The sequence below is a fragment of the Streptomyces sp. NPDC001410 genome (assembly GCF_042895235.1).
In the GTDB taxonomy this organism is placed as follows: Bacteria; Actinomycetota; Actinomycetes; order Streptomycetales; family Streptomycetaceae; genus Streptomyces.
In genome coordinates this window covers 41,568-66,507 of sequence record NZ_JBIAWE010000022.1, presented here as the reverse complement: position 1 = coordinate 66,507, position 24,940 = coordinate 41,568, and the positions used below count along the sequence as shown (strand labels likewise).

Here is a 24,940-nt window from a genome sequence, read left to right as displayed (position 1 = left end):
GTCACCTTGGTGGGGTGAATCGGCCGGGACGGCGACCTTGCTCAGCTCGTCGGCGACGCCGAGGCGGCGGTACAGCTCCATGCTCCGCCCGTTGGTGACGTCCGTCTTCGGGTGCCGGGTGGTCGAGGTGTTGCGCTCCACGACCAGGGCCCGGACGCCTTGGTGCTCCAGCTCCATGGCCAGCGTCAGGCCGACCGGCCCCGCGCCCACCACCAGCACGGGCACGGTCTCCGCCGTCGCGGCTCCCGGTGCCGGGGGTGTCGGCTCGCTCATCCCATGGCCCTCTTCTCGTACGACGATGTCACTCGGCAGGGCACGGCGAAGTCGGCCACCCTGCGCGCCACTTCGGCCGTCGTGGCCGCCGTCGCCCGGGCGCGCAGGGTCACGGTGACCGTCACCGCCCCGGAGTCGGCGTAGGCGCGGATCTCCTCCACGTCGTCGACGTCGCCGAGGACTTCGGTCAGCACGCGGCGGGTGGCGTCGGCGCGCAGCGGGAGCTTGGACGGCTTGCCGACCGCGGTGACCGGGAGCGCGTCGAGGACGCGGACGGCCTTGGGCGCGGCGGCGGCCTCGCTCACGTGCGCCGCGGCCCAGGCGCGGAGGTCGTCCTCGGTGACCGTGCCGTCGGCGAGGGTCACGTATGCCACCGGGACCTCGCCCGCCCGCCGGTCCGGCTGTCCGACCGCCTGGGCGCCGGTCACCGCGGGGTGCGAGAGCAGCGCGTCCTCGACGACCCGGGGGTCGATGTTGTGGCCCCCGCGGATGATGAGGTCCTTCGCGCGCCCGGTGAGGTAGAGGAAGCCGTCCTCGTCGAGGTAGCCGAGGTCGCCGGTGTCCAGCCAGCCGTCGGCCACCTTGCCCTGGCCGCTGATCCGGTGACCGTCGGCGTCGCGACCCTCGACATAGCCGGGGAAGACGGTGGGGCCGCTGATGAGCACGGAGCCGACCGCGCCCGGGGGCAGGTCCCGCTCGCCGTCGGCGATCCTGATGTGCTGGTACGGCAGCCGCTGCCCGACCGAGCCGGGCCGGCGGATCTCCAGGAAGCCGCGCACGCTGGCGCAGGTCGCCTCGGTGAGTCCGTACCCTTCGAGCAGCGGAATCCCGGTCGCCTTCTCGAACGTGGCGCGCACGCCCTCGGGCAGCGCGGACGCGCCGACCATCGCGCAGCGCATCGAGCCGATGTCCGCTCCGTCGACCGGACAGGCGGCGAGCACCGCGTACACGGTCGGTACGGCGCTCATCGTGGCGATCCTGTAGTGCTCGACGATGCGCCAGAAGTCCGCGTAGAGTGCCGGGTCCCGGTAGCCCAACGGGCCCGCCCACACGACCTGCTGGCCGCGCAGCAGCGGCGCGAGCAGGGTCACGACCAGCGCGTTGACGTGGAAGAGGGGCAGCGCGGCGAAGACGACCGAGTCCTGGTCCAGTACGGAGTTGGCGGCGATCATCCAGGCATCGGTGATCTCGTTCGCGTGCGTGTGGGCCGCGAGTTTCGGCGCTCCGGTGGTGCCGCCGGTGTGGAAGAAGGAGGCCAGGTCGGTGCCGGTGGGCGGCTCGCCGAGGAAGCGGTCGTCCGGGCAGTCGGCCACGGCTGCGCTGTCATCCGCGGCACCGGTGGGCCGTAGCACCAGCACATGGTCCACCAGGCCCTGCTCGGCCAGCTCGGCGCTGGTCCGGTACGCCTCGGGGTCCAGCTCCGGTGAGGCGGTGATGATCACGCGGGCGCCGGCCCGGCGGACCAGCTCGGTGACATGCTCGCGGGCGAGCGCCGGGTTGACGGGCGTCACGATGCCGGCGAGCTGGGCGGCCAGGAGTGCGGTGATGAGTTCGTCGCAGTTCGGCGAGAGCAGGGCGACGGTGTCGTGGCGGCGGACGCCGAGCCGGTGGAGGGCGTTGGCCGTCCTGTGCACGTCGGCGAGCAGCTCCGCGTAGGTGCGGGACCTGGGCGAGCGCCAGGACGCGGCGTCGGGGAGGACGGTGAGCGCGGTCCGCTCGGGCCACTGCTCGGCCGCGCGCCGCAGCAGCTCGTACGAGGTGGCGGGCAGCCCGCGCTCGGCCAGCGGAGTGGCCTCGATGACGGCCAGGTCGTCGGGGTGGTCGTAGCGCGGCCACCCCGCACGCGGGTCGGTGGTCACGCGCACCTCACCTTGTTCTGCTGTGTGCCGAGGTCGACGGCGCCGTCGGGGGTGCGGATGGACAGTTCGAGGACGTCACCGTCGTGGAGGTACTTCTCGTTCTTCTGCTGGGAGTTGAAGAACGTCTTCCACTTCACGGCCGGCGGCAGGAGCGAGGCGATCAGCGCCACGGCCTTGGGCGGGGCCTTGAGGGCCGTGCCGCCGGGGGTGCCGGTGAGGACCAGGTCGCCGGGGGCGAGGGCCTGGAAGCGGGAGAGTTCCCGCAGGGCCTGCAGCGGGGTGTAGATCATGTCGGTGAGGTCGCTGTTCTGGCGTATCTCGCCGTTGACCTTGAGGAGCAGCCTGAGGTCGGCGAGGCGGTCCAGCTCGTCGGCGTCGAGGAGCACCAGTGCGGGGCCGACCGGGGTGAAGGTCGGGTAGGACTTCGCCTCGTAGAACTGGGTCTTGGGGAGCTGTACGTCGCGTGCGGAGACGTCATTGGTGATGACCAGCCCGGCGACGTGGTCCTTCCAGTTGGCCTCCGTCACACGCGAGCCGACGGGGAGGGGACGTCCGACGACCAGGCCCAACTCGATCTCGTAGTCGAGGAAGCGGACGTGGCCGGGTTTGACGATCTCGTCGTACGGGCCGCTGATCGAGCCGGACGTCTTGCGGAAGAAGGTCAGCGGGACGGTGGCCGGGTCCATCCCGGAGTCGCGCACGTGGGAGACGAAGTTGGTCATCTGCGCGACCACCCGGCACGGCGCGGTGACCGGGGAGACCAGCGGGAGGTCGGCGATGGTGCGGGGTTCGTCCGTCGCTGTGCGGGCCGCGTGGACCGCGGGGAGGTCGGCGAGCAGTTCGGCGGTCGTGGTCGCGGTGGTCTCGACCCGGACGGCGCGGTGTTCGTCGAGCGCGACCCACCACCCCTCGGCCGTACGGAGGACGGAGATGCTCATGAGGTTGCCACTTTCAACAGGCCACGCAGGCGTTCGAAGTCGAACTCGTTGTCGTCGGATCGGAGGGCGGTGAGGATCGAGCGCAGCTCGGCCAGCGCATCGCGGCCGGGGGCCATGCCCAGGAAGTCCTTGGTGGCCGGCGGGCCCCACTGCGCGAGGCCCGAGGCCGTCATGGGGGCCCAGCCGGGCTCCAGGCCGGCGTCGAACATGTCGCTGTCGGCGAAGTGCTCGACCAGAAAGCCGTCGGGGTCGCGCCAGTAGTCGAAGACCTGGCTGCCGAGGATGTGCCGGCCGATGCCCCAGGAGCGGCGGTAGCCCTCGTCGAGCAGGTGCTCACCGCCGGCGGCGAGCGCGTCGAGGTCGGTCACCTCGTACGCCGAGTGCACATACCGGTTGGAGGGCCCGAGCGTCAGGGCCAGGGTGTGGTGGTCGGTCGGCGTCCGGCCGCGGTCGCAGCGGATGAAGCTCATGGTCGGGCCGCGCTCGCGCTGCCCCTCGTAGAAGAGGAAGTCGCTGACGATCAGGCCCAGGTGCTCCAGGTACCAGTTCAGGGTGCGCAGGTAGGTGGTGCTCTGCAGGACCACGTGTCCCAGGCGCCGTACACCGGCCGGCTCCCGGGGCGGTCGCTGGGTGCCGTTGACCCGGTCGAGCCCGCCGCCGACGTTGAGCCGCTGCGGCCGCTGTCCCGGCAGGGCGGGCAGCTCGTCCGGGTCGGCGACGACGCGGACCCGCAGCCCGCCCGGATCGGCCAGGTCGACGACGGACCCGCCGAGGGTCTGGGGCAGCGGGTGCACCCGGGTGCCGACGGTGTCGGCCAGTCGCAACAGGTCACGGGTGTCGGCGGCCTGGAAGGCCGGACCGAGGAACCGCGATCTGCGGCCCCTGCGGATGATCACGCACGGCGCTCCCGCCTGCGTTCCCCGCAGGTGCAGCTCGCGGGTGTCGCGGTACGACGTGACGAAGCCGAACGCCTGGGCGAAGGCCTCGGCGCGGGCCAGGTCGGGCTTGAGGAACTCCAGCCACGCGATGTCGTGGACCTTGATCACCGGGTTCGCGGCCCGGCCCGGATGCTCTCCGGGGAGTGCGCCCTGCTCGGAGTGCAGGTCGTTGTGCGTCCCGTGCACAGCCACGGTCACCACCTCCTGAAGAAAGCTTCACTTTCGAAGCTGACGTCAGTCAATAGAACTGAAGAAATATTCAAGAAACAAGGAACGGCGACTAGAGTGCGGGTGAAGCCAGTACGGGCGGGACGGGGAGGATGCGATGGCCGAGAAGACCGCACAGCGGCGCGTCGACCGGCGCAAGGCACGGACGCGCACCGCACTGGTGTGCGCGGCACAACGGTTGCTGGCCGAGAGACGGACCGACGTCCCCATCCTCGAGATCACCGAACTCGCCGACATCGGGGTCGGATCGTTCTACAACCACTTCGACAGCAAGGAGGACCTCTTCCGGGTCGCGGTCGAGGAGGCGCTGGAGTGGTGGGGCTCGGTGATGGACCGCCTCACCGCGGACGTCGACGACCCCGCGGTCGCGTTCGCCCAGAGCTTCCGCATGACCGGCCGGCTGCACCGCCGGCATCCGGAGCTGAGCCGGATCCTGCTGCACCACGGACTCGAACTGGCCCAGTCCGACCGCGGGTTGGCGCCCCGCGCGTTCCACGACATCCGTGCCGCCGTGGACGCGGGCCGCTTCGAGGTGGAGGACCTGGACCTCGCGCTGGCGGTGACGGCGGGCGCCGCGCTGGCACTGGGCGCGCTGCTGCACGCGCAGCCCGACCGCGACGACGCGACGTCCGCGGACCTGGTCGTCCGTGGCCTCCTGCGCCAGTTCGGCCTCCCCGCCGACGAGGCCGAGCGGATCTGCTCGCTCGACCTGCCGGACCTGGAGGTGGCCGACACACTGGCGCGGTGAGGCCGTCCCCCTGCCTTGGGCGAGACCTCCCGCGTGCGACCGAGGTCAACTGTCGTAAGAAATAGGCATGTAGTGCACGCCCAGCGCACAAAGGGCTGAATACGACGTCAATGTGACAATCACGTAAGCAACTGATGCCCCCATATGCGCTCTGCCTATGCCCGTGTCCCTCTCGCTTGAATGGCATCAGGTGAGAAAGACCGCCCGGCTGTTCCCCGTGAGACATCTCAGGCTTCGTGCCCCCTCACCCGCCTGCCGCCGGCCGGTCGCGCCGCACGCGCACTCCACTCACGGTCGGCCGCACAACTCGCCTGCGAAGGGCAGCACAACGAGCGCAAGGAGGCCTCGCCATGCCAACTCTCACCTCACTGACACCCACCCAGAGCCACAACGGGATCACCCTCACTCTCACCGGCACGGGGCTGTCGGGCACGACCAAGGTGAACTTCGGAACGAAGAGCGTCACTCCCGCCACCGTGTCCTCCACCACCGTCACCGTCGTCATCCCCGTGCTGTGCGGTGGCCAGATCTCCGTGAGCGTCACCGCGGGAACGACGACGAGCAACTCCCTGGCGTTCTACTACATCAACCCTCCGGAGCCCACGGCCCTCAGCGCCAACACCGGCCCGGCGACCGCCACTTCGATCAGTGTCCTGGGCAGCGGCCTGCTCACCGCGACCGGGGTGACCTTCGGCTCCGCGGGCGCCGGCACCGCGCTCACCGTCGTCTCCGACAGCGAGCTCACCATCACCTGCCCGGCGCACGGCGCGTTCACCGCCCCCACCGACACGGTGAACGTCACCTGCACCACCGCCGGAGGCACCAGCATCCCGCTCGGCGCCCCCACCCAGTACACCTACTACGACGTCCCGACCGTCACCTCGCTGTCCCCCACCTCGGGAGCGGTCGGCTCCAGCACCACCGTCACCGGCACCAATCTCGTGGACGTCAGCAGCGTGACGTTCACACCCACCGGCGGAGGCACCGCGGTCGAGGCCGACTTCGCGAGTTTCTCCGCCACCAGCCTGGTCGCCACCATCCCCTCGGGGCTCGCCACGGGCACGTACGACGTCCAGGCCACCACTCCGGGCGGCCAGACCGCGATCGTCGCCGGCGACGTGTTCACCGTCACCGCCTGATCCGCGGGCCCGCCCAGGGCCGAAGGGCCGTCAGCACCGCCTCCGCGGTCGGCCGGGCACGGCCCGGCGAGCGCCGAGCGTGAACCCGCTGTGCCCCGGCCGGCACGCGCCGTCCGGGGTGCGGCACGCGAGCAAGCGCAGGAAGGAGCAGGCCATGGCCCCGGTAGTGACCAGTCTCAATCCCAACCAGGGACGGGCCGCGGGTGGGACCTCGGTGACGGTCAACGGCGGCGGCTTCACCGGGGTCACCGCGGTGCGGTTCGGCACCGTCTCGGCCTCGTTCACCGTGATCAGTACCACCCAGATCATCGCCACCTCACCGCCTGGCTCCGGGACGGTCGACGTCACGGTCACCGCGACGTCGGGCACGAGCAACGGTGTCCCGTTCACCTACGTCGCGGTCCCAGCGCTCACGTCCCTGACACCCAATCAGGGACCGACCGCCGGAGGGAACACGGTCACCCTGACCGGTACCAGTCTGTCGTCGGCCACCGCCGTGCGCTTCGACACGCGCCCCGCTGTCATCACCGGCAACACCTCCACCCAGGTCACCGTGGTCGCACCGGCGGCGCCGCCCGCCCCCGCCGACGTCACTGTGACCACGGTGGGCGGCGTCAGCAATCCACTGCCCTACTTCTACGTCCCGGCCCCGACCATCAGCCAGCTCGACCCCCAACGGGGCCCGCTCTCCGGCGGAAACACCGTCACCATCACCGGGACGAACCTGGCACTCACCAGCGCCGTCCGATTCGGAACCAGTCCGGCCACCGGCATCGTGGTCGGCTCCGACAGTGTGATCACCGCGAACGCCCCCAGCGGATCGGGCACCGTGACCGTCACGGCCACCACACCGGGCGGCACCAGCGCCCCCGGACCGGGCACCGCGTACTACACCTATCTCCCGGCTCCGGTCGTCAGCAGCCTCACCCCCGCGTCGGGCCCCGCCCTGGGCGGGACCACCGTCACCCTCACCGGCAGCGGCCTGACCTACACCGACGAAGTGCTGTTCGGGGGCGTTCCGGTGCCTTTCACGGCCATCTCCGACACGAAGGTCGTCGCCGTGGCCGCCGGAGGAACACCGGGCACGGTGACGGTTGTCGTGCGCACCCCGGCGGGCACCACTTCGGGCATCCCGTACCAGTACGTCACCTGAGTTGTACGCCCCCTGGACTCACGACGGCACGCAATAGACAACGGTTTGGACGGAGTACGACTGGGTGGTCGAGATGTTGTGGAAACTGACGGTCCAACTGCCGTCGGGGTCCGAGCCCGGGCTCGTACTCCGAAAACTGCGAACGGGGATGACCTCGTCACCTCCCACCCAACCGCCGGAAACCGCCTTCTGCCCGACGGGACAGACGGCGTCCACAGCCGTGGTCACCCCCGGTCCGAGCGTCGTCGGATCTCCGAATACGGGAGTGACGACGGCGGTGCCGGAGGGGCCTTGAGGACCGGCGGGTCCGGTGGCCCCGGTGTCACCGGCGGGTCCGGTGTCACCCTGAGGACCAGCCGGACCAGCCGGCCCGGTGGCGCCGGTCTCACCAGTAGCCCCGGCGGCCCCCGTCTCCCCCTGAGGACCAGCAGGACCAGCAGACCCGGTGTCACCCTGAGGACCAGCCGGACCAGCCGGCCCGGTGGCGCCGGTCTCACCAATAGGCCCGGCGGCCCCCGTCTCCCCCTGAGGACCAGCAGGACCAGCAGACCCGGTGTCACCCTGAGGACCAGCCGGACCAGCCGGCCCAGTCGCCCCTGTCTCCCCCTGAGGACCAGCAGACCCAACAGACCCCGTGTTGCCCTGAGGACCAGCAGGCCCAGCAGGCCCGGTCGCCCCGGTCTCACCAGCGGGTCCAGCGGGTCCGGTCTCGCCCTGAGGACCAGCAGACCCGACAGGCCCGGCATCACCTTGAGGACCAGCAGGCCCGGCAGACCCGATGTCACCCTGAGGACCAACAGGTCCAGCAGGCCCGGTCGCCCCGGTCTCACCAGCGGGCCCAGCGGGTCCGGACTCGCCCTGAGGACCGGTCGGTCCAGCCGATCCGGTGGCGCCGGTCTCACCAGTAGGCCCGGCGGCCCCCGTCTCCCCCTGAGGACCAACAGGACCTGCCGGCCCAGTTGCCCCGGTTTCACCCGCAGAACCGGCGGGTCCTGTGGCCCCGGTCTCGCCCTGGGGACCAGCAGGTCCCGCAGGCCCGGCTTCACCTTGAGGGCCGGCGGGTCCGGCCGCCCCGGTGGCCCCGGTGTCGCCCTGGGGGCCCGGGGGTCCTGGCGAACCTTGGGGACCCGGCTCACCGCACACCGGTACGGCATCCGAGACTCGGACGTAGCGGGCAGCCACCCAACCCGACCGGTTCGCAAGCCTGTACCACGTCGTATCGCCGCCGACGCTCTCGCCTCGCGCCTGGCACCAAATGCTGATCCGGGCGTCCCTTGAGTAATGGCCCAACTCGGCAGAGCGGCTCGTCGGTTGGGCACGGACACTCAAGCCGTTCCTCGCCCTGACAATCCCGCGAACCCCGGCCGGGGACACGTTCCGCTGTACTTTCGCGGATGTACTTCCTGACAGTGCGGCGCCCGTTGATTCCTGAGCTGCGGCTACGGGCCCCGACAACTCACACGCCAGACCAAGACTCACCGCTCCCAGCACAAGCGATGAAACAGCAATCCTTCGCATCACAAGCCATCACACCTTCCGTCACGCGTGTGCGATCAAGGGAGACGTGAAGAGGCAAACGTAGATAGCGCTAAAAATCTTGATATGACACGAATATAACTGAATGTCACCTTTCTGACCGACAAGGGCCATGCCACACGGCGTCAAGGGCAGCCTTCCACAGCGGAATTTCGGGCGAGCGGGTTCCCCCCTCACACCCGCTCGCCCCACCCCCGCACCACTCATGCGGAGCGGGGGTCTTCTCCCATTCCATCGGGGCGGCCGGGCGGCCGTGGGTCGTGCGGTGGTCGGATCCCGGCGGGTATGCGCTCCACGAGCGCCGCCGCCTCGGGCGTACGCACCAGGAAGTGGACGTCCCACCCGGCCCCACGGGCCAACTCCGCCTCCACGGCAGCCCATACGGCGGCCAGGCTGACGTCGTACGTCAGTCCGCCGCGGCCGGAACCGAGCAGCGGGAAGCACACCGAGCGCAGCGGCGGGTCGAAGCGGTCGCGTTCCTCCGCCAGGAGCGCGAGCGCGCGGGAGGCTGCCCTGGTGATGTCGGACGGCAGCACGTCGTAGTCGTTGGTCCCGGCCCGGGGAACGGCGACGGCCGCGTGGTAGATCCGTCGTACGCCCTGTGCGGCCAGGGCCCCCGTACCGGTGGCGGCCACGGTGCCGGGCAGCACGGCGCGCCCCGAAGTGCCGTTCCGGCACGCCCACTTGTTCAGCTCGTCGTGGACCGGGTCGTCCAGGACGTCACCGGTGACGCCGCGCACCGAGGCCGCCCGGCGCAGCGAGGCGGCGACCGACGACTTGTACGGCTCGGGCAGCGCGAAGTGGACGTTGGACGGGGAGACGACCACGTCCACGTCGCGCAGCAGGTCCACCGGGTGCACATGGAGGCTGAGCGTCACCAGCCGCTCGTCGACCATGACCCGCACGGTCCGGTGCGTGCCGACACCCTCCACGGCCACGGCGGCGGCTCCGGGCGCCACGGCCGTCTCCGCCGCCAGCCGCAGCACATGCTCGGCGATCTGCCCGAGGACCATCACCTCGTGGTCCTTGCGGAACCGCTCGACGCTCACCCCGTACACCGAGGCCGCGCGGGCCCGGCGGGAGGACGCGGGCCAGTCCCGGGTGCCCTGGGCCAGCCCCAGGGTGTACTCGGCGGCGGTGCGCAGGGTCCCGGCGTCCAGGCGCGACACGGCGAGCCGCAGCAGCGTCTCGACGGCCGCGCCGGGAGTCCGGGCGCCGGTCGCGGGCACCGCCTGCGCCGCCGACTCCAGGCCGGGCAGCGCGCGCCCGCGCAGCCTCACCAGTCCGGCGCGCCTGACCTCCTTGAGTTCACGGAGAAGTGACGCATGGTCAGGGAGGGACGATGCCATGCGCCCACGATGGCATCACGTCTCGGCCACCGACAAGCAGGACGGGCTGTCCCCGCATCACTGCCACACCGGCTCCGAGATGACCGCCCGCAGCGGTTCGAGGATCTCGTTGGCCTTCTTCATGCCCTCCTGGGAGCCGAGGTCCGGGATGCCGCCGTCCTGCAGCACCTCCAGCGGCCCGCCGTCGCAGTGCTCGAAGCGGTCGTGGAAGAGCACCAGGGCGCGCTGGGCCCGGTTGCGCCGGGACTCCCAGACCAGCCCCATCGCATCGGGTGCCTGCGCCCGGATCTCGCTCGACCAGCGCCGCGCGACCGCGTAGTTGCTCTCGTCCTCCAGGAGCGTGGAGTCCTGGCAGACGGCGGCCAGATCCTGCCCGTCGACCAGGGAGACCAGGTTCAGCGCGCACCGGGTGCGCAGGCCGCTCAGCGACCGCCGCCAGACGGCGCCGTAGGGGATCCGCCGCATGCCGGCCGGCAGTTCGAAGGGCCGGGAGCGCAGCACGCTCTCCGCGAGGGCGGTGAGCCGGGTGTCCGCCAGGTACAGGCAGTGGTACGGATCCAGCACCGTGCCCTCGAAGCGGCCCCCGCCGAAGTGGATGTCCGCGAGCTTCGGGCTGAACTGGTCCGGCGCGTACTTGGACTGGTGCACCCGCCACAGCTCGGTGCCGGCCGGGATCACCAGACGGTTGGGGCGCAACTCCAACTCGATCATGGGGAAGAAGTCGCTCATCAGTCCCCCTCCACCAGCACGGTGGCAGCGCCGACCAGCCGGTGGTCCGGCAGCCGGCCGAGCAGCGACGCGGGTGTCCCGCCCAGCCAGGTGTTGCCGCCCAGCCACCAGGCCGCGGCGCCCCAGGGGTCGATGTCGGCGAGGAGCAGCCGGTTGACCCGGAGGACGACCTCGCGCGGGGTGCCGCCGCCCTCGCCGAACTGGAACTCCGGATAGCGGTCGCCGTCCCGGGGATCCGTCAGTCTGATCAGCTCGGGGGGTGGCGCGCCGCCGCAGCGGACCCGCGCCTCCTCGGCCGAGAGGGCCGGCGCCCCGAGCAGCATCCGGTCCTCTTCGGACGCCGTGCCGTACGCCGGTTCGGGGGCGGTCGACAGGGTTGTCAGCAGAGCCATCAGCTCGCGCGCGCCCACCACGGTCCTCGGCCCGGGGGGCGCCGCGACGAGTCGTACGGAGTCCAGCGCCCTGCGCACGTGATGGTCCAGCGGCAGGGGCAGCAGGGCCAGACGAACCCCCTGGGACGCCCTGCGCACCGCCCTGTCGTCGGCCGCGTCCGTGGCCGCGAGGGCCTCCAGCCGGGCCAGCAGCAGCGCGTACTGCTCGTCGTCGAGCGCCTCGCGGATGGTGTCCCGGTGCTCGCCGATCAGGACGAGCAGCCGCTCCGTCGAGCCGCCGGGGCCGTCGCTCGTACCGCCGTCGTTCATGCGTTCCCCCCTTCGGTACCTGCTTCTGTTTCTCCACGGCTTCCGGGTCCCGTCGCTCCCGGGCCCGGATGCCCCTGGTGGATGAAGGCGGCCCAGAGCGCGATCCGGCCGAGGTCGGGGCGTTCGAGCTGCCGCAGCAGCTCGCCGCCGAGCGAGCCCGGGTTCGTGCGGTGCGGGTCGAGCATCCACAGCTGTGCCGCCCTGAGCGCGTCGACGGGACTGAGCCCCTCGACGGTCAGGTGATGATGGAACACCGCCATCAGCAGCGCCGACGCGCTGTCCTGGGTCGTCCACCGTGATCCGACGACATCCCGCGCGCCGCCCGCGACGAACGCCGTGGTGAGGGTCAGCGCCTCGTCGTGGTCGCGGGTGCTCAGATCGGTCTGGCAGGCACTGAGGACGACCAACGGTCCTTCATGGGCGGCCTGTTGGTCCGGCCGGTCGAGGAGCCGGGTCACCGTCAGCCGGCCCGGGCCCGCTTCGTCCGCCGACGTCTCCGCGGTGTCCTCGGGCGCGGCCAGATGCAGCGCCGAGACCGTGGGACGCGTGCCCGCCGATCCGTGCGAAGCCACGTGGAGCAGCGAGGTCCCGTCGGCGAGGAAGGCGAGGACGTCGTCGGGCGTGCCGGGGGTCAGCTCGTCGTCGGCCAGTTCGAAGATCCCGCCGCACATCCGGGCCCGCCCGTAGAAGGCGTCACGCAGGGCCATGACCTCGACCTCGGCATGGGTCAGGTCCAGGTTCGGGTCGGCCAGCAGGACGGGGGCCGCCGCCGGTTGGCGCGGCGCGCGCCTCAGCGTCCGCAGGAACTGGCTGCCGGACGCCGCGTAGCTGATCACGGTGGTCTGGCAGAGGTGGGTGTGGGTCGCCTCCTCCGGGAGGCGCGCGGCGTGCCAGGGGACGATGCCGAGTCGCCCGCAGGGCACCAGGACGAGCCTGAGCGGCCCCTCGCCCCGCTCGCCCTCCGCGGCGAGCCGCTCCTCCACCTCGGCGAGGAGAGGGCGGAGCACTTCGAAGGCCCAGTCGCAGAGCGCGGTGAGGGCTTCCTCCCAGGCGTCTTCGGCGGACGGGGAGTTCGGGTCGGCGTCGCGTACGGCGGTGGCGTCGAGGTAGCGCTCCAACGGGCCGCTCCCGGCGCCGGACAGCAGCTGCCGTACCCCCACCGCGGCGCCGAGCCGCGGACTCACCGCGAGCACCACGCCGGGGTTCTCGCCCTCGCCGGGAACCAGATAGACGAGCGCGTCGGCGCCGCTCTCCTCGATCCCGTCCGCGAGTTCGCTCAGCGTGGGCGTACTCAGCAGGCCGCCCTCCCGCCGGTAGCCGAGGGCTTCGAGGGCCTGGCGGCGCAGCGTGCTCGGCAGTTCGCCGGGGACGCCGTCGTCGGCATCCAGGCCCTCGGCCGTGCCGGCCGCCCGCCACGCCTCGGCCAGCGCGTGGTGCCCGCCCGCGTCCAGGAGTTCGGGCACGGCCGACGAGGTCGACGCCGCGTGCAGCACCAGGGCCCGGCCCAGTTCCAGCGCGGCCACCGCCTCGTGCAGCCGGCCCTGCGAGGCCGCCCACAGGGCCGCGCGCACACCCCTGCTCGCTCCGGCGCGGGCCGCCAGCAGTCCGTGTTCCGCACCGTCCTGGAGGAGGACGTCGGCGGCGAGCGCGGTCAGCGCCTCCTTGGCGGCCTCCAGGGCGGCGATGTCCTGCACGTCCTCGTTGCGGACACCGCGCTCGCGATAGGCCTCGGCCAAAGACCACAGCGATTCGGCGGCGACCCTCGGCGCCCTCCCCTCCCGGACGCCCGCACGGACCTGCTCCAGCTCGTCGATCAGCGTGTCCAGGACCGCGGGGTCGCGGGTGAGGGCGTAACGCAGGCGCAGGGAGAGCGCGGAGGAGTACCGCTCGTCCGTGGAGGCGTGCGGAGGCGGAAGAACGTGATCCGCCACCGCCGACAGGTCACCGTCGCCGAGGGCGGCCCGTAGCAGATCGAGGCCCTGGATCTTCGGCAGGGGGATCTCGCCGGCGAAGGGCAGATCGCTCTCGCGGACACCGGAGATCCCCTTCTCGATGTACGGCAGGGCACGCAGGAGCAGCTCCCTGTCCCGGGTGACGGCGCCGAGCCTGGCGTAGGCCGCGCCCAGGGCCGAGGAGACCACGAGACGGAACGGCTGGTCTTCGGGGACTTCTCTATCGAGTGCTTCGGCCTCGTCCACGAGATCGCGCAGCGCCTGGAGGTCCTCCGTCTCTCCGGCAGCCATGATCCGGATGTACAGCCCGAGCCCGCGGCCCAGGACCGCGGGATCCCCCACGCCGGGAGGCAGCGATCCGGCGAGCTTCGCCAAATGCCCGACAGCCTTCTCGATGTTGACCCGGCCGGCCGACATGTCCTTCAGCGTGCCGCCGGCACCGGGGCTGATGCTGAGCAGCAGGGCCCTCAGGCCATCCAGGGCGGAACTCGGGTCCGGCCCGGGGGGCGGCATGTCCTGTGCGGAGCGCAGCCGGCGGAGCATCGCGTTGAGCGCCCCGGCGGGATCGTCACTCGCCAGCGCGTCGTCGAGGCCGCGCGTGGCGGCGACGGCGTCCAGGGCGCCGGCGATCCGACGGAGGTCGTCGAGCGTGAGCGTGGGTTTCGACTCCGAGGGAGAGGCGGGTGCGGGGGTGGGGGTCGCGGACGAGTCGAAGTCCGCAGAAGGCTCTGAGGCCACAGGCGAGCCCGAGTCGGCGGGCGGCTCCGGGGCCACAGGCGAATCCGAGCCCGCGGACGGCCCTGGGGCCACAGACGGACCGGGAACCCCCCACGGCCCGCGAACCGCAGAAGGCTCTGGAGCCACAGGCGAGCCCGAGCCCGCGGACCGCTCCGGGACCACAGACGGACCGGGAACCCCCGACGGCCCGCGAACCGCAGAAGGCTCCGCGGCCACGGACGACTCGGACGCGGCGGACGCGGCGGACGGCCCAGGATCCGCCGGCTGTTCCGGGGCCGGGGTGCCGGCGGGCCACGCGGCCGTCGGCTGCCCGCTCGTGGGAGGCCCGGCCATGCCGAACATGCGCTCCATGGTCTGCCGCATGTGATCCGCGTAGGGACCCCCGTCGGGCATCATGCTCGTGATCAAGTCGGAGAGCGCCTGCTGCGGGGGAGACGTGAAGAGCCCGTGCATCCGCCGCACGTGCTGGTGGAACTCCGGCGGCAGCGGCAGCTCCAACGCCTCCTCGGTCAGCGCCTTGAGCTCCGCCGCGAGGCTCATCATCCCGGCGGGTCCCGTCCGGGAGGCCCAGTCGACCAAGGCGGAGTAGTCGGGCGCCCCGCCGAACCCGCCCTGCTGTGGCTGTAACGGCGTAAGGAGCGGCGGCAGGAACAACGCCGCCCACCGCCGGTCCTCCTCGGTCGCCGTCGCTCCCAGCGCCGTCGCGGGATCCCGCACGTCCCGCAGTAGCCTCTCCCCGCGTTCCCGGTCCCCGGGACAGCCTCCCCCGACGATCCGCCGGAAGGCCAGCGCACCCGCCAGCCATACGCTCACCGCGCTGCGCAGGCCGGGATCATGGTCCAGCAGCCTTTCCAGCTGGTCGAGTTCGGCGACGGACGCGTCGTAGGCCCGCAGCGGCACCACCGCACCGTCCCCCATGGCGGGGACCAGCCGCTTGACCCGCTCTGCGGCGTCCGCGGCCCACGCCCGCAGCCCCCGTACGCCGCCGCTCTCCTCGTCGCTCACCGGTATGTCCTGCCTTTCCGGGTCCTCGACAGCCCCTGGCCCGAACGCCACTGTGCCGATCCAGCGGACCGGTGGCGACAAGATCCAGCCCTTCGGGTGCTCATCGCCCGAAATCCACCCAGGAGGCGCCCAGTTCGACCCTCATCGCCCGCCGTGTCCGCCGCAGCCCGCCCCACAGCGCGTCGATGCCCTGCTGTACGGCGGCCGGCGAGTCCCCCGCACGCGGGGCGCCCTCGTCCAGGCGCCGGACCATGCCGTAGACCGTGCCCAGGTCCCGGCTGAAGTCGCCCGCGAGGTCGAGCACGCGCTCCGGCACCCGTAGCTGCGCCTCTGCGTACACGTCCCGGTACTGGTCACGGGCTTCGGTGAGCCGCTGTCGTACGGCTCTCGCGTCCTCGGTGCGGCCCAGCGCGTGCAACTGGTCGGTGAGCGCGGCCAGATAGTGCCGGGCTGAGGTGTTCAGCGCCACGTAGCACGACCGCAGCTCCTGGGCCTGCCTGCGCCGCTCCTGCAGTTCCTCGGCGTGCTCCTGCTCGCGTCGGCGGCTGCGGTCGGCCGCGCGCTGGGTCAGCAGCGCGGACAGCAGCGTCCCGACGACTCCGACGACCGCGACCACGAGCGCGGTCGCTCCCCCGACGTCCACGCCTCCTCCGTCCGTCGTTCCGTCCCGGCCCCAGCGAAGCAGCGGAACCCGGGCGCCGTGAACACCCGGCCCGGACGTCGCCCGGTGTTCGCCCGGCCGCCGACCACATGATCGATCCGGGCGCCTGCCGGGCACATTCCCGTTGTCGTGAGGGAGTCGCGGCGAAGACGGCGGAGGAGGAGCCGCCTCGGGGTATTCATGGGCCACGGGACGAGGTGAGTGGACGGGGGGAACGGTGAGCGACGAGGAGAGCGGCGGCGTTCAGGGACTGCGGGCCTGGGTGACCGATGTGACCGAGCGGGTCGCCGAGCTGATCAGCCGGGTGGGATCCGGGTCGGTGTCTTCCGCCGAGTTCGACGGCCCGGTCGCCGAACTCAGCGCACTGTGTGATCTCTTGGACCATGACCGACCCCTGCTCGCCATGGTTTGCAACCGGGACCACGACGAGGCGCTCACGCTGACGACCGCCTTCCTGGCGGGCGGCGCGCGCGATGTGGTGGGGTCGCGGTGGGCCACCGAGGACTCCGCCTCGGCCCTGATGATGGCCGTCTTCCACCACTACCTGTCCGAGGGCCACAGCCCGGTCGACGCCCTGTGGTGCGCCCAGAACTGGATGCTCGACCCCGACCGCCGCCCCCGAGGTCGCTCGGCGGCAGCCTTCGCGACGAATTGGCCAAGGGGCCGCGGCTGGACCACCCCGCGGCGTGGGCCGGCTTCATCCACCAGGGTCATCCCGGCCCGGGCCGGGACTGGGCTACTCGTCCACGACGCGCGCGACCGCCAGCGTGATGTTGTCGGGGCCGCCCGCCGCGATGGCGGCCTTCCACAGCTCGAAGGCCGCCCGGTTGTCCTCGCGCTCCCGCATGACGTCGTCCACGACCTCCGGCGGCACCGGATCGGTCAGGCCGTCGGTGCAGACGAGGTAGCGGTCGCCGGGCGTCAGGGGCGCGGCCGCCACGTGGGGGCGGATGGGGCGGTAGCCGGGGCTGCCGCCCAGGCACTGGGTGACGAGGGAGGTGGTGCGCTGCCCGGGTTCGAGCGGTGGACTGTCGTCGACGCTCAGCTGCCGCAGCCCGTCGTCGGAGGCGGCGAGGACCCGGCTGTCGCCCACGTTGAACACCATGAGGGAGCCGGGCTGCAGGACGATGCCGGCGACCGTCGTCCCCATGGCGGCCAGCTCGCTCGCCTCGTCGCCGCCGGCGGCCAGGTACACCGCGCGGTTGCAGGCGCTCAGGGCGTCGCGGACGGCGTCCTCGCTGCTCAGGCCGGGGCCGATCGACGCGATCCGGCGCACGACCAGCGCGCTGGCCACGTCACCGCCGGGATGCCCGCCGAGTCCGTCCGCGACGGCGACGACCAGGGGTGTCCCGAGCGGGAAGAACAGGGTCTGCGGGCTCTCGGTCACGGTGGCGCACAGGGTCCACGGGCCTACCACGAGACTGTCCTCGTTCCGCTCGCGGAGCAGCCCGGGATGGCTCAGCCCGGTCACAGTCACGTACGGCATGGAACGCCACCGCCTTCCCTCCAAGTCTAGTTTCGTGCCGGAAACCCGGTGGAGGCGTGCCGCCCGCTGTGCCTAAGGTCGCGCAATGAGTACCCGAACCTTCCGTATCACCGTCCGCGGCGCCTTCGACGGGCTCAGCGAGGCCCAGCGGGCCGAACTGCTCGCCGACGCCGCCCGGCACGACGTGCTGCACGCCGCCTACACGCCCGAGGGGCACCTCAGTTACGACATCGCCGCCCGGCCCGCCTTCGTCTTCCACTTCTCGGACACCGGGGAGGAAGAGGAGGACGTCCTGGAGGCGACCGAGCGGGCCGAGGAAGCGGCGAAGGCATGGCTGACCGAGCGCGGCTACGGCTTCAAGAACCTCCGGTCCAGCGCGGAGGACCTCTCCCAGGCGCCCTTGGGGAAGCGGCAGCGGCGCGCCGCGCGTTCCAGCGGCGCATAAACTTGAGTAGTCAAGGAGATGGCAATCAACAGGAGGGCGGCGAGCGGAGTGCCGGTGAGTGATGAGTGACGCCCTGGACGCCGCGCTGCGGCTGGTGCGGGCACAGACGGCGCTCGTGCGGCGCTTCGACGCCCGGCTCGGCGGGCTGCACGGGGTGAGCCTGGCCGACTTCACGCTGCTGCTGCGGCTGGGACAGGCGCCCGGTGGCCGGATGCGCCGGGTCGATCTGGCCGAGGCGCTGGGGCTGACCGCCTCCGGGGTGACCCGCGGGCTGGCCCCCCTGGAGCGGATCGGGCTGGTGACCCGCGAGTCGGACGCCCGTGACGCGCGCGTGGCCTACGCGTCACTGACCGGGACCGGCCGGGAGCGCCTGAAGGAGATGCTGGCCACGGCCGAGGAGACGGCCGCCGAGATCTTCTCCGGTCCCGCCTGGAGCGAGCAGGACATCGCCCTGCTCTCCGGCCTGCTGACCCGGCTCGGCGGCAGGGGGCTCACGGGCTGACCTCCGCCCGGTCAGGGGGGCGGGTCGACGGACCCCGCCCCCATGACCGGGATCCGCTCCCCGACCGGGACCCGCCCCCTGGCCGGAATCCGGCCACCGCACGGCCTGAACTAGCCGTGTGCCAGGTCACGTTGGGTTGTGGCCGAATTGTGCGAGGTCTGTGCGCGCAGCCATGGCATGCTCATGGCTCACCACCGAGTTACCGACCGGTTCTACCCATAGGTAGCCGGCCGTCGGTGCTGCCTTCTTTCCTCACCCCCCACTTCACCCCAGGACCGACCTTGCGCAGACGCACGAGGCACCGCCGTGCCCTCCTGCCCGCCTTCGCCGTGACCGCCCTCCTCCTCGCCGCCGGCTGCTCCTCGCCCGCGCCGCACGCCGCACCATCGGCGACGGGCCAGGGCCAGGACGTCCGGGCCACCGACGGCCCCACCGGCGACACCGGCCACTCGCTCACCGTCGCGGCGGCCCCCGCCGCCACCGCGACCGCCACGGCCGGCGCCTCCGGCACAGGCCGACGGGCGCACAAGACCACGCTCACCGTCAGCTCGTACGACAGCCGGACCCGCCGCGCCGTCATCTCCAAGGCACCGGCGAGGAAGGGGACTTCGCAGTCCCCCGCGACCCCCTCGCCCACCTCCTCGCCCACCTCCTCGGCGGCGCCGCAGAAGACCGCCGTGGGCGACGTCATTGCCAGCGCCCCGGCGCCCGGGGCGCCGCACGGGCTGCTCGCCAAGGTCACCAAGGTGATCGGCGAGAGCGACCGGGGCACCGAGGTGCAGACCGAACCGGCGGCGCTCAACGCGCTGCTGGGCGACGACACGGCCAAGGGCACCGTGCCGGTCGACCCGTCCTCCTTCACCGTCGACAAGCTGCTGCCCGACGTCAAGGTCTCCTGGTCCAAGACCGGGGACGTGCACGTCGGCCCCAAGGGCGGGACCGTGCCGCTCGGCAGCCTCCGGCTCGACGTCGGCGCCAAGGTGCAGACGGCCGAGGGCGCCCCGGCCTCGGCCAGTGCCTCGATGTCCGGGTTCGTCCAGGTGGCTCCGCAGGTCGACTTCAGCTACGGCGGCACCGGGACCGACGCGGCGCCCGGCTCGGCCTACCTCGGCGTCTCCGGCGACTGGACCTCCGGGTGGTCCGTGAAGGGCCGGGCCGCCGCGACCACCGACGCCCCGCTGCGGATCCCGTTCGCCAAGCTGCACGCCGACCCCGTTCTGCAGGTCGGCCCGGTCCCCGTCGTCGTCAACCTCGACCTGACCTGCTACTTCCAGATCAGTGCCGACGGACATGTGACCGTCGACGTCGAGCAGAGCCTCAAGGGCGACTTCAAGGCGGGCGGCACCTTCGGGGTGGGCAAGGGGTGGACGCCGGTCAGCTCGTCGGACATGAAGAGCACGCCCGTCCGGGCCTCCCTGACCACCGCCGGGAGCGTGAAGGCCGTCCTCGGCGCCGAGGCGACCGTCGGCCTCTACGGCACCGTCGGCGTCTCCGCCGACCTGGCGCCGTACCTGCGCGGCGAGGCCTCCGGGACCGTCACCGCCTCCTCCGACAAGCCCGAGGTGAAGGCCGAGGGCACCTGGGGTGTGTACGGCGGCGTCGACCTCTCGGGCACCCTGCGGATCCAGCTCTCCATCTTCGGCACGCCGGTGCTGCAGCGAAGCGTTCCGCTGGGCTCCCTGCACCGCGAGTGGAAGCTGGCGGGCGGCTCCCTGTCGTCGTAGACGTCAGGCTGCGCCGCCGGGTGTCCAGCCCTGGCGGCGCAGCACGGCCGACACGTCCGGCGCCCGGTAGTGCTCGCCCTTGAGGACCTTGCCGTCGGAGCGGCGGGCGACCTGGCCGTCCGGGCCCAGCTTGCTCATGTTGGCGCGGTGGATCTCGGCGATCACCTCGTCGAGATCGATCCCGTGGACCAGTGCGGTGCCGTACGCCACGTACACCACGTCCGCCAGTTCGTGCGCGAGCCTGTCCAGCGGGCCCTCGACCGACACCTCGGCGACCTCCGCGGCCTCCTCGGCGAGCAGTTCCCCGCGGTGCGCAGCCAGTTCGGATCCCACCTCCGTCGGCGTGGTGCGGGCGTCGAGGCCGAAGGCGCGGTGGAACTCACGGACGAAACGGGCGGGCGAAGAGCTCATACGGCGACTCTAACGGCCGCCACCGACACTCCCTCCGCGCCTCCCGAGGGCCCCGGAGTGACCCCGGCCCTGGTCAGCCCCGCGCACGGCCTGGCAGGATCGCCCGCATGTCCAAGGTGTTCCCCCGTATCAGCAGGCGCCGGGCGCTCCAGGGCGCGACCGTCGGCGTCGTGGCTCTCGGGCTGCTGCTGTGGTGGCTGCTGCCGCTGGGCGAGACCCCGCCGAGCGGGACGATCGTCTTCAGCACCGGCACGCCCCGCGGGGTCTACCAGGAGTACGGCGAGCGGCTGCGCACCGAGCTGGCCAGGGACATGCCGGGGCTGCAGGTGAAGCTGCTGAACAGCGCCGGTTCACAGGAGAACGTCGAGCGGGTGGCGACCGGTAAGGCCGACTTCACGATCGCGGCGGCCGACGCGGTGGAGACGTACGAGCTGCAGCACCGCAGCGGCGCTGACCGGCTGCGCGGTGTGGCCCGGCTCTACGACGACTACGTACAGCTGATCGTGCCGCGCGACTCGAAGGTGGACAGCGTCGCGGACCTGCGGCACAAGCGGGTGGCCACCGGGCTGCCCGACTCCGGGGTGCGGCTGATCGCGAACCGGGTGCTCAGGGCCGCGGGCATCGACCCGCACAAGGACATCACGCCGATGGCGGAGGGCATAGACACCGGCCCTGACCGGTTGCGGCACGGCAAGATCGACGCCTTCTTCTGGTCGGGCGGGCTGCCCACCAAGGGGCTGGTCGAGCTGGCCAAGAAGTCCGCCTTCCGGTTCGTACCGATCGACGGCGACCTCGTCACCAAGCTGCACGCCGGCGGGGACGCCGCCCGCTACTACCGGGCCACCAACATGCCCGAGACGGCGTACTCGTCCGTGCAGCACGGCACCGCGGTGCCGACGATCGCGGTGTCCAACGTGCTGATGACCCGCAAGGACATGGATCCCCGGCTGACCGAGTGGCTGACCCGCACGGTGATCAAGAGCCGCGACGGCATCGGCGCCCATGTCCACTCGGCCCAGCTGGTCGACCTTCGTACGGCGATCTACACCGACCCGCTGCCTCTGCAGGAGGGCGCCCGGCGGTACTACCGGTCGGTGAAGCCCTAGTCGGTCACGGCCTGGTCGGTCAGGGCCTACTCGGTGAGGGCCCATGGAGGCCCTGTTCGGTGCGGCCTCAGAGACCGTCCGGGTTCCTCGGCACCGCCACGGTCACCTGGAGTCCGCGCGGCTCGTTGTGCGCGTAGGTGATCGAGCCGCCGCCCGCCGCGAGCAGGGCGCGGGAGATGGACAGGCCCAGACCCGAGCCCTTGACGTTCTGGTGGCGGCCGCTGCGCCAGAAGCGGTCACCCACGCGCGCGAGTTCCTCGTCGGTGAGGCCGGGGCCGGTGTCGGTGACCACGACCGTCGAGGTGTCGCCGTTGGAGGCGACGACGATCTCGACCGTGCCGCCCTCGGGGGTGAACTTCACGGCGTTGTCGATCACTGCGTCCAGCGCGCTGGACAGGGTGATCGAGTCGGCCCAGGCGGTGATGGGCGGGCAGTCGCCGACCAGCCGGACGCCCTTGGCGGCGGCGGCCGGTGACCAGGCGGCCACCCGCTCCTCGGTCAGGGCTCCGACGTCGGTCAGCCTGAGGTCGGCCTCGGCGTGCTCGGCCAGCGCCAGGTCGAGCAGGTCGTCCAGGACCTGCGCGAGGCGCTTGCCCTCGGTGCGGACCGAGGCGATCTCCTCGTTGCCCTGCGGGAGCTCCAGGGCGAGCAGCTCGATGCGCAGCAGCAGCGCCGAGAGCGGGTTGCGCAGCTGGTGCGAGGCGTCCGCGACGAAGGCGCGCTGCTGCTCCAGCACGTCCTCGACGTTGTCCGCCATCTCGTTGAACGACCGGGCCAGCCGTCTGAGTTCCGGCGGCCCGCCGGCGACCGCCACCCGGGACTTGAGGCGTCCGGTGGCGATGTCGTGGGTGGTGGCGTCCAGGATCCGGACCGGCCGGAGCACCCAGCCGGTCAGCCGCAGCGCGGCGCCCACGGCGAGCAGCATCGCGGCGATCTCGCCGGCCCCGATGAACAGCCAGCCGAACAGGATCCGCGAACGCATCTGCGCGGTGGGCGAGTCGGTGACGACGACCGCCACGACGTCCCCGTCCCGGATCACCGGCGAGGCCACGATCAGCCGGCTGCGCTGCCACGGCCACACCTGCCGGGGGTCGTGGCTGCGGCGGCTCAGCAACGCCTCGCCGAACGCCTCCCGGACCTCCCCCGTCTGCGGTACGACCCAGTCGTCCGGGGCATTGGCCATGACCGAGCCGTTGCCGTAGAAGACGCCCACGCGGATGCCGTAGACGCCGTAGTAGCTGTCCAGTTCGCGGCGGAGCGTCTCCTGGCGCTCGTCCGGGACGGTACGGCGGGATCCGCTCGGCGCGTCGGTGACGAACTGCGCGAGCGCGGCGAAGCGCGCGGTGTCGTCGATCCGGTCGACGACCACCTTCTGCTGCTGGGCCGCGGCCACGCTGACGGCGAGCGGGAGGCCGAGGGCGAGGAGTACGGCCGCCATCAGGACGATGAGCAGCGGCAGGAGCCGTGTGCGCACCCGGCCCCGCTAGGCGGCCGGCGCGACGAGCCGGTAGCCGACGCCGCGTACGGTCTCGATCAGCGCGGGCATGCGCAGCTTGGCGCGCAGGGAGGCGACGTGCACCTCCAGGGTGCGGCCGGTGCCCTCCCAGCTGGTGCGCCAGACCTCGCTGATGATCTGCTCCCGCCGGAAGACGACGCCCGGCCGCTGGGCGAGCAGCGCGAGCAGATCGAACTCCTTGCGGGTCAGTTGGATCACCGAACCGTTCACGCTGACCTGGCGGTTGGGCAGTTCGATGAGCACGGAACCCAGCCGCAGCGAGGTCTCGGCGCCCGGTGCCGCGTCCTCGTGGGCGGTGCGCCGGCTGACGGCGTGGATCCGGGCGAGCAGTTCCCCGGTGTCGTACGGCTTCACCACGTAGTCGTCGGCGCCCAGGTTGAGCCCGTGGATGCGGGAGCGGACGTCGGAGCGCGCGGTGACCATGATCACCGGGGTGCTGGTGCGCTTGCGGATCTTGCCGCAGACCTCGTAGCCGTCCTGGTCGGGCAGGCCCAGGTCGAGCAGGACCACGCCGAATCCGGCGCCCTCGGGGACGAGCGCCTGGAGGGCCTCCTCGCCGCTGCGCGCGTGGGTGACGTCGAATCCGTGCCGCGCGAGGACCGCGGACAGCGCGGCCGCGACATGGTTGTCGTCCTCGACGAGCAGCAGTCTCATCCCGGCCCCCTCCAGTTCAGCGGTCATACGGTCACGGTTCTCGTTCGGCTTGTAGATCGCGCGCACGCGCGCGTGCACCATGGAAGTCACGCCGATGGAGAAGGACGGCGTCAAGAGGGTTCCGGTTGCCTGCCGCTTCCGTTATCCCCCCGATATGCGCACGGGTCTCAAGTGCTACGACACGTGTCCGATTGCTATCGGATCGTGATGCTCAGATTCCCCTCAGATGTGATGACGCTGGTCACCGGCCATCACTACTGTCCACCGAAACCGAGGAGGACGGAGCCTGAGAGCGATGACCAAAGTATCGGTGGCCAAGGAAGACGTGGCCACGTCCGGCGAACTGGTCGTCCTGAAGAGCGTCAACAAGCACTTCGGCGCGTTGCACGTACTCCAGGACATCGACCTGACGATCGCCCGCGGTGAGGTCGTCGTGGTCATCGGGCCCTCCGGGTCCGGAAAGTCGACCCTGTGCCGCGCCATCAACCGCCTGGAGACGATCGACTCGGGCGCCATCACGATCGACGGAAAGCCGCTGCCCCAGGAGGGCAGGGAGCTGGCCCGGCTGCGCGCCGACGTCGGGATGGTCTTCCAGTCCTTCAACCTCTTCGCGCACAAGACCGTGCTCGAGAACGTGATACTCGGGCAGGTCAAGGTCCGCAAGGCGGACAAGAAGCAGGCCGAGGAGAAGGCCCGTGCCCTGCTCGACCGGGTCGGTGTCGGCACCCAGGCCGACAAGTACCCGGCCCAGCTGTCCGGCGGCCAGCAGCAGCGCGTCGCCATCGCCCGGGCGCTGGCCATGGACCCCAAGGTCATGCTCTTCGACGAGCCGACCTCGGCCCTCGACCCCGAGATGATCAACGAGGTCCTCGAGGTCATGCAACAGCTCGCCCGGGAGGGCATGACCATGATCGTCGTCACCCATGAGATGGGATTCGCACGATCGGCTGCAAACCGGGTGGTCTTCATGGCGGACGGCCGCATCGTCGAACAGGCTGCACCCGACCAGTTCTTCAGCAATCCGCGCAGTGACCGAGCCAAGGACTTCCTCTCGAAGATCCTGCACCACTGACGGCACCGAGCCCGCGCGCCCCGGGCACCACCGGGGCCACCCGTCCCTCACGGACCGCGTTCCTCACCACTCAAAGG

20 protein-coding genes and 2 pseudogenes are annotated in these 24,940 nt (G+C 71.8%); 9 read left to right on the top strand and 13 right to left on the bottom strand.

Translation table 11 applies throughout. From position 1 onward, the window contains the following. Positions 1-30: 30 nt before the first annotated feature. The 4 genes and pseudogenes from ACFY3C_RS37585 to ACFY3C_RS37570 all read right to left on the bottom strand — a co-directional run. A pseudogene (locus ACFY3C_RS37585) lies at positions 31-273 on the bottom strand (FAD-dependent monooxygenase); the annotation flags it as partial. Continuing rightward, entirely contained in the window at positions 270-2,132 is a 1,863-nt protein-coding gene (locus ACFY3C_RS37580) for an acyl-CoA synthetase (RefSeq protein WP_390774024.1), read from the bottom strand. The gene ACFY3C_RS37580 and the pseudogene ACFY3C_RS37585, both read right to left, overlap by 4 nt. After that, positions 2,129-3,070, bottom strand: a complete 942-nt coding sequence (locus ACFY3C_RS37575; protein ID WP_390774023.1) for a fumarylacetoacetate hydrolase family protein — start codon at positions 3,068-3,070, stop codon at positions 2,129-2,131. The genes ACFY3C_RS37580 and ACFY3C_RS37575 overlap by 4 nt, the downstream gene beginning before the upstream one ends. Further along, positions 3,067-4,194, bottom strand: a complete 1,128-nt coding sequence (locus ACFY3C_RS37570) for a VOC family protein (protein WP_390774090.1) — start codon at positions 4,192-4,194, stop codon at positions 3,067-3,069. Before ACFY3C_RS37570 ends, ACFY3C_RS37575 begins: the two co-directional genes overlap by 4 nt. A gap of 139 nt (positions 4,195-4,333) precedes the next feature. Here ACFY3C_RS37570 and ACFY3C_RS37565 point away from each other — a divergent pair, with 139 nt between their 5' ends. The 3 genes from ACFY3C_RS37565 to ACFY3C_RS37555 all read left to right on the top strand — a co-directional run bounded on the left by ACFY3C_RS37565 (position 4,334) and on the right by ACFY3C_RS37555 (position 7,276). Next, positions 4,334-4,984 carry a TetR/AcrR family transcriptional regulator gene (locus ACFY3C_RS37565; RefSeq protein ID WP_390774022.1) on the top strand — a complete coding sequence of 217 codons (651 nt, stop codon included), beginning with the start codon at positions 4,334-4,336 and terminating at the stop codon, positions 4,982-4,984. Between the two features lie 350 nt (positions 4,985-5,334). Beyond that, a complete protein-coding gene (locus ACFY3C_RS37560) occupies positions 5,335-6,123 on the top strand; it encodes an IPT/TIG domain-containing protein (RefSeq protein WP_390774021.1) in 789 nt (262 codons plus the stop codon). 154 nt (positions 6,124-6,277) lie between these two features. Continuing rightward, positions 6,278-7,276: an IPT/TIG domain-containing protein gene (locus ACFY3C_RS37555; RefSeq protein ID WP_390774020.1), complete on the top strand. Its 999-nt coding sequence runs from the start codon at positions 6,278-6,280 to the stop codon at positions 7,274-7,276. A gap of 1,739 nt (positions 7,277-9,015) precedes the next feature. Here the strand turns inward: ACFY3C_RS37555 and ACFY3C_RS37550 are convergent. The 5 genes from ACFY3C_RS37550 to ACFY3C_RS37530 form a co-directional block, all read right to left on the bottom strand. Continuing rightward, positions 9,016-10,161: a hypothetical protein gene (locus ACFY3C_RS37550; protein WP_386580953.1), complete on the bottom strand. Its 1,146-nt coding sequence runs from the start codon at positions 10,159-10,161 to the stop codon at positions 9,016-9,018. Between the two features lie 57 nt (positions 10,162-10,218). Beyond that, on the bottom strand, positions 10,219-10,890 hold the full coding sequence (locus tag ACFY3C_RS37545) for an RES family NAD+ phosphorylase (RefSeq protein ID WP_390774019.1): 672 nt from the start codon (positions 10,888-10,890) through the stop codon (positions 10,219-10,221). Next, positions 10,890-11,591, bottom strand: a complete 702-nt coding sequence (locus ACFY3C_RS37540; RefSeq protein WP_390774018.1) for a hypothetical protein — start codon at positions 11,589-11,591, stop codon at positions 10,890-10,892. Before ACFY3C_RS37540 ends, ACFY3C_RS37545 begins: the two co-directional genes overlap by 1 nt. Then, the gene (locus ACFY3C_RS37535; RefSeq protein WP_390774017.1) at positions 11,588-15,286 is read right to left on the bottom strand and encodes a CHAT domain-containing protein; all 3,699 of its coding nucleotides are present in this window, start codon (positions 15,284-15,286) and stop codon (positions 11,588-11,590) included. Before ACFY3C_RS37535 ends, ACFY3C_RS37540 begins: the two co-directional genes overlap by 4 nt. Positions 15,287-15,386: 100 nt before the next feature. Continuing rightward, positions 15,387-15,929 carry a hypothetical protein gene (locus ACFY3C_RS37530; protein ID WP_386580959.1) on the bottom strand — a complete coding sequence of 181 codons (543 nt, stop codon included), beginning with the start codon at positions 15,927-15,929 and terminating at the stop codon, positions 15,387-15,389. Between the two features lie 421 nt (positions 15,930-16,350). Here ACFY3C_RS37530 and ACFY3C_RS37525 point away from each other — a divergent pair. After that, positions 16,351-16,503, top strand: a pseudogene (locus ACFY3C_RS37525) (CHAT domain-containing protein); the annotation flags it as partial. A 180-nt stretch (positions 16,504-16,683) separates the two neighbouring features. Here the strand turns inward: ACFY3C_RS37525 and ACFY3C_RS37520 are convergent. Continuing rightward, entirely contained in the window at positions 16,684-17,433 is a 750-nt protein-coding gene (locus ACFY3C_RS37520) for a PP2C family protein-serine/threonine phosphatase (RefSeq protein ID WP_386580963.1), read from the bottom strand. A gap of 85 nt (positions 17,434-17,518) precedes the next feature. Between ACFY3C_RS37520 and ACFY3C_RS37515 the strand changes: the two genes are divergently transcribed. The 3 genes from ACFY3C_RS37515 to ACFY3C_RS37505 all read left to right on the top strand — a co-directional run bounded on the left by ACFY3C_RS37515 (position 17,519) and on the right by ACFY3C_RS37505 (position 20,104). Further along, entirely contained in the window at positions 17,519-17,878 is a 360-nt protein-coding gene (locus ACFY3C_RS37515) for a DUF6204 family protein (protein ID WP_390774016.1), read from the top strand. Positions 17,879-17,939: 61 nt separating this feature from the next. Continuing rightward, positions 17,940-18,380, top strand: coding sequence for a MarR family winged helix-turn-helix transcriptional regulator (locus ACFY3C_RS37510; RefSeq protein ID WP_390774015.1), 441 nt, complete (start codon positions 17,940-17,942; stop codon positions 18,378-18,380). A 281-nt stretch (positions 18,381-18,661) separates the two neighbouring features. Beyond that, positions 18,662-20,104: a hypothetical protein gene (locus tag ACFY3C_RS37505; RefSeq protein WP_390774014.1), complete on the top strand. Its 1,443-nt coding sequence runs from the start codon at positions 18,662-18,664 to the stop codon at positions 20,102-20,104. Positions 20,105-20,107: 3 nt separating this feature from the next. Here ACFY3C_RS37505 and ACFY3C_RS37500 read toward each other — a convergent pair whose 3' ends face one another. Further along, on the bottom strand, positions 20,108-20,515 hold the full coding sequence (locus ACFY3C_RS37500; RefSeq protein ID WP_386580969.1) for a MazG nucleotide pyrophosphohydrolase domain-containing protein: 408 nt from the start codon (positions 20,513-20,515) through the stop codon (positions 20,108-20,110). Between the two features lie 107 nt (positions 20,516-20,622). Between ACFY3C_RS37500 and ACFY3C_RS37495 the strand changes: the two genes are divergently transcribed. After that, on the top strand, positions 20,623-21,621 hold the full coding sequence (locus tag ACFY3C_RS37495; protein ID WP_390774013.1) for a TAXI family TRAP transporter solute-binding subunit: 999 nt from the start codon (positions 20,623-20,625) through the stop codon (positions 21,619-21,621). A 67-nt stretch (positions 21,622-21,688) separates the two neighbouring features. Here the strand turns inward: ACFY3C_RS37495 and ACFY3C_RS37490 are convergent, their stop codons facing one another. Continuing rightward, the gene (locus tag ACFY3C_RS37490) at positions 21,689-23,095 is read right to left on the bottom strand and encodes an ATP-binding protein (RefSeq protein WP_390774012.1); all 1,407 of its coding nucleotides are present in this window, start codon (positions 23,093-23,095) and stop codon (positions 21,689-21,691) included. Between the two features lie 9 nt (positions 23,096-23,104). Beyond that, complete coding sequence (locus tag ACFY3C_RS37485; RefSeq protein ID WP_386581024.1) at positions 23,105-23,791, bottom strand: response regulator transcription factor; 687 nt, start codon at positions 23,789-23,791, stop codon at positions 23,105-23,107. 295 nt (positions 23,792-24,086) lie between these two features. Here ACFY3C_RS37485 and ACFY3C_RS37480 point away from each other — a divergent pair, with 295 nt between their 5' ends. Further along, a complete protein-coding gene (locus ACFY3C_RS37480) occupies positions 24,087-24,863 on the top strand; it encodes an amino acid ABC transporter ATP-binding protein (RefSeq protein ID WP_390774011.1) in 777 nt (258 codons plus the stop codon). Positions 24,864-24,940: the final 77 nt, after the last annotated feature.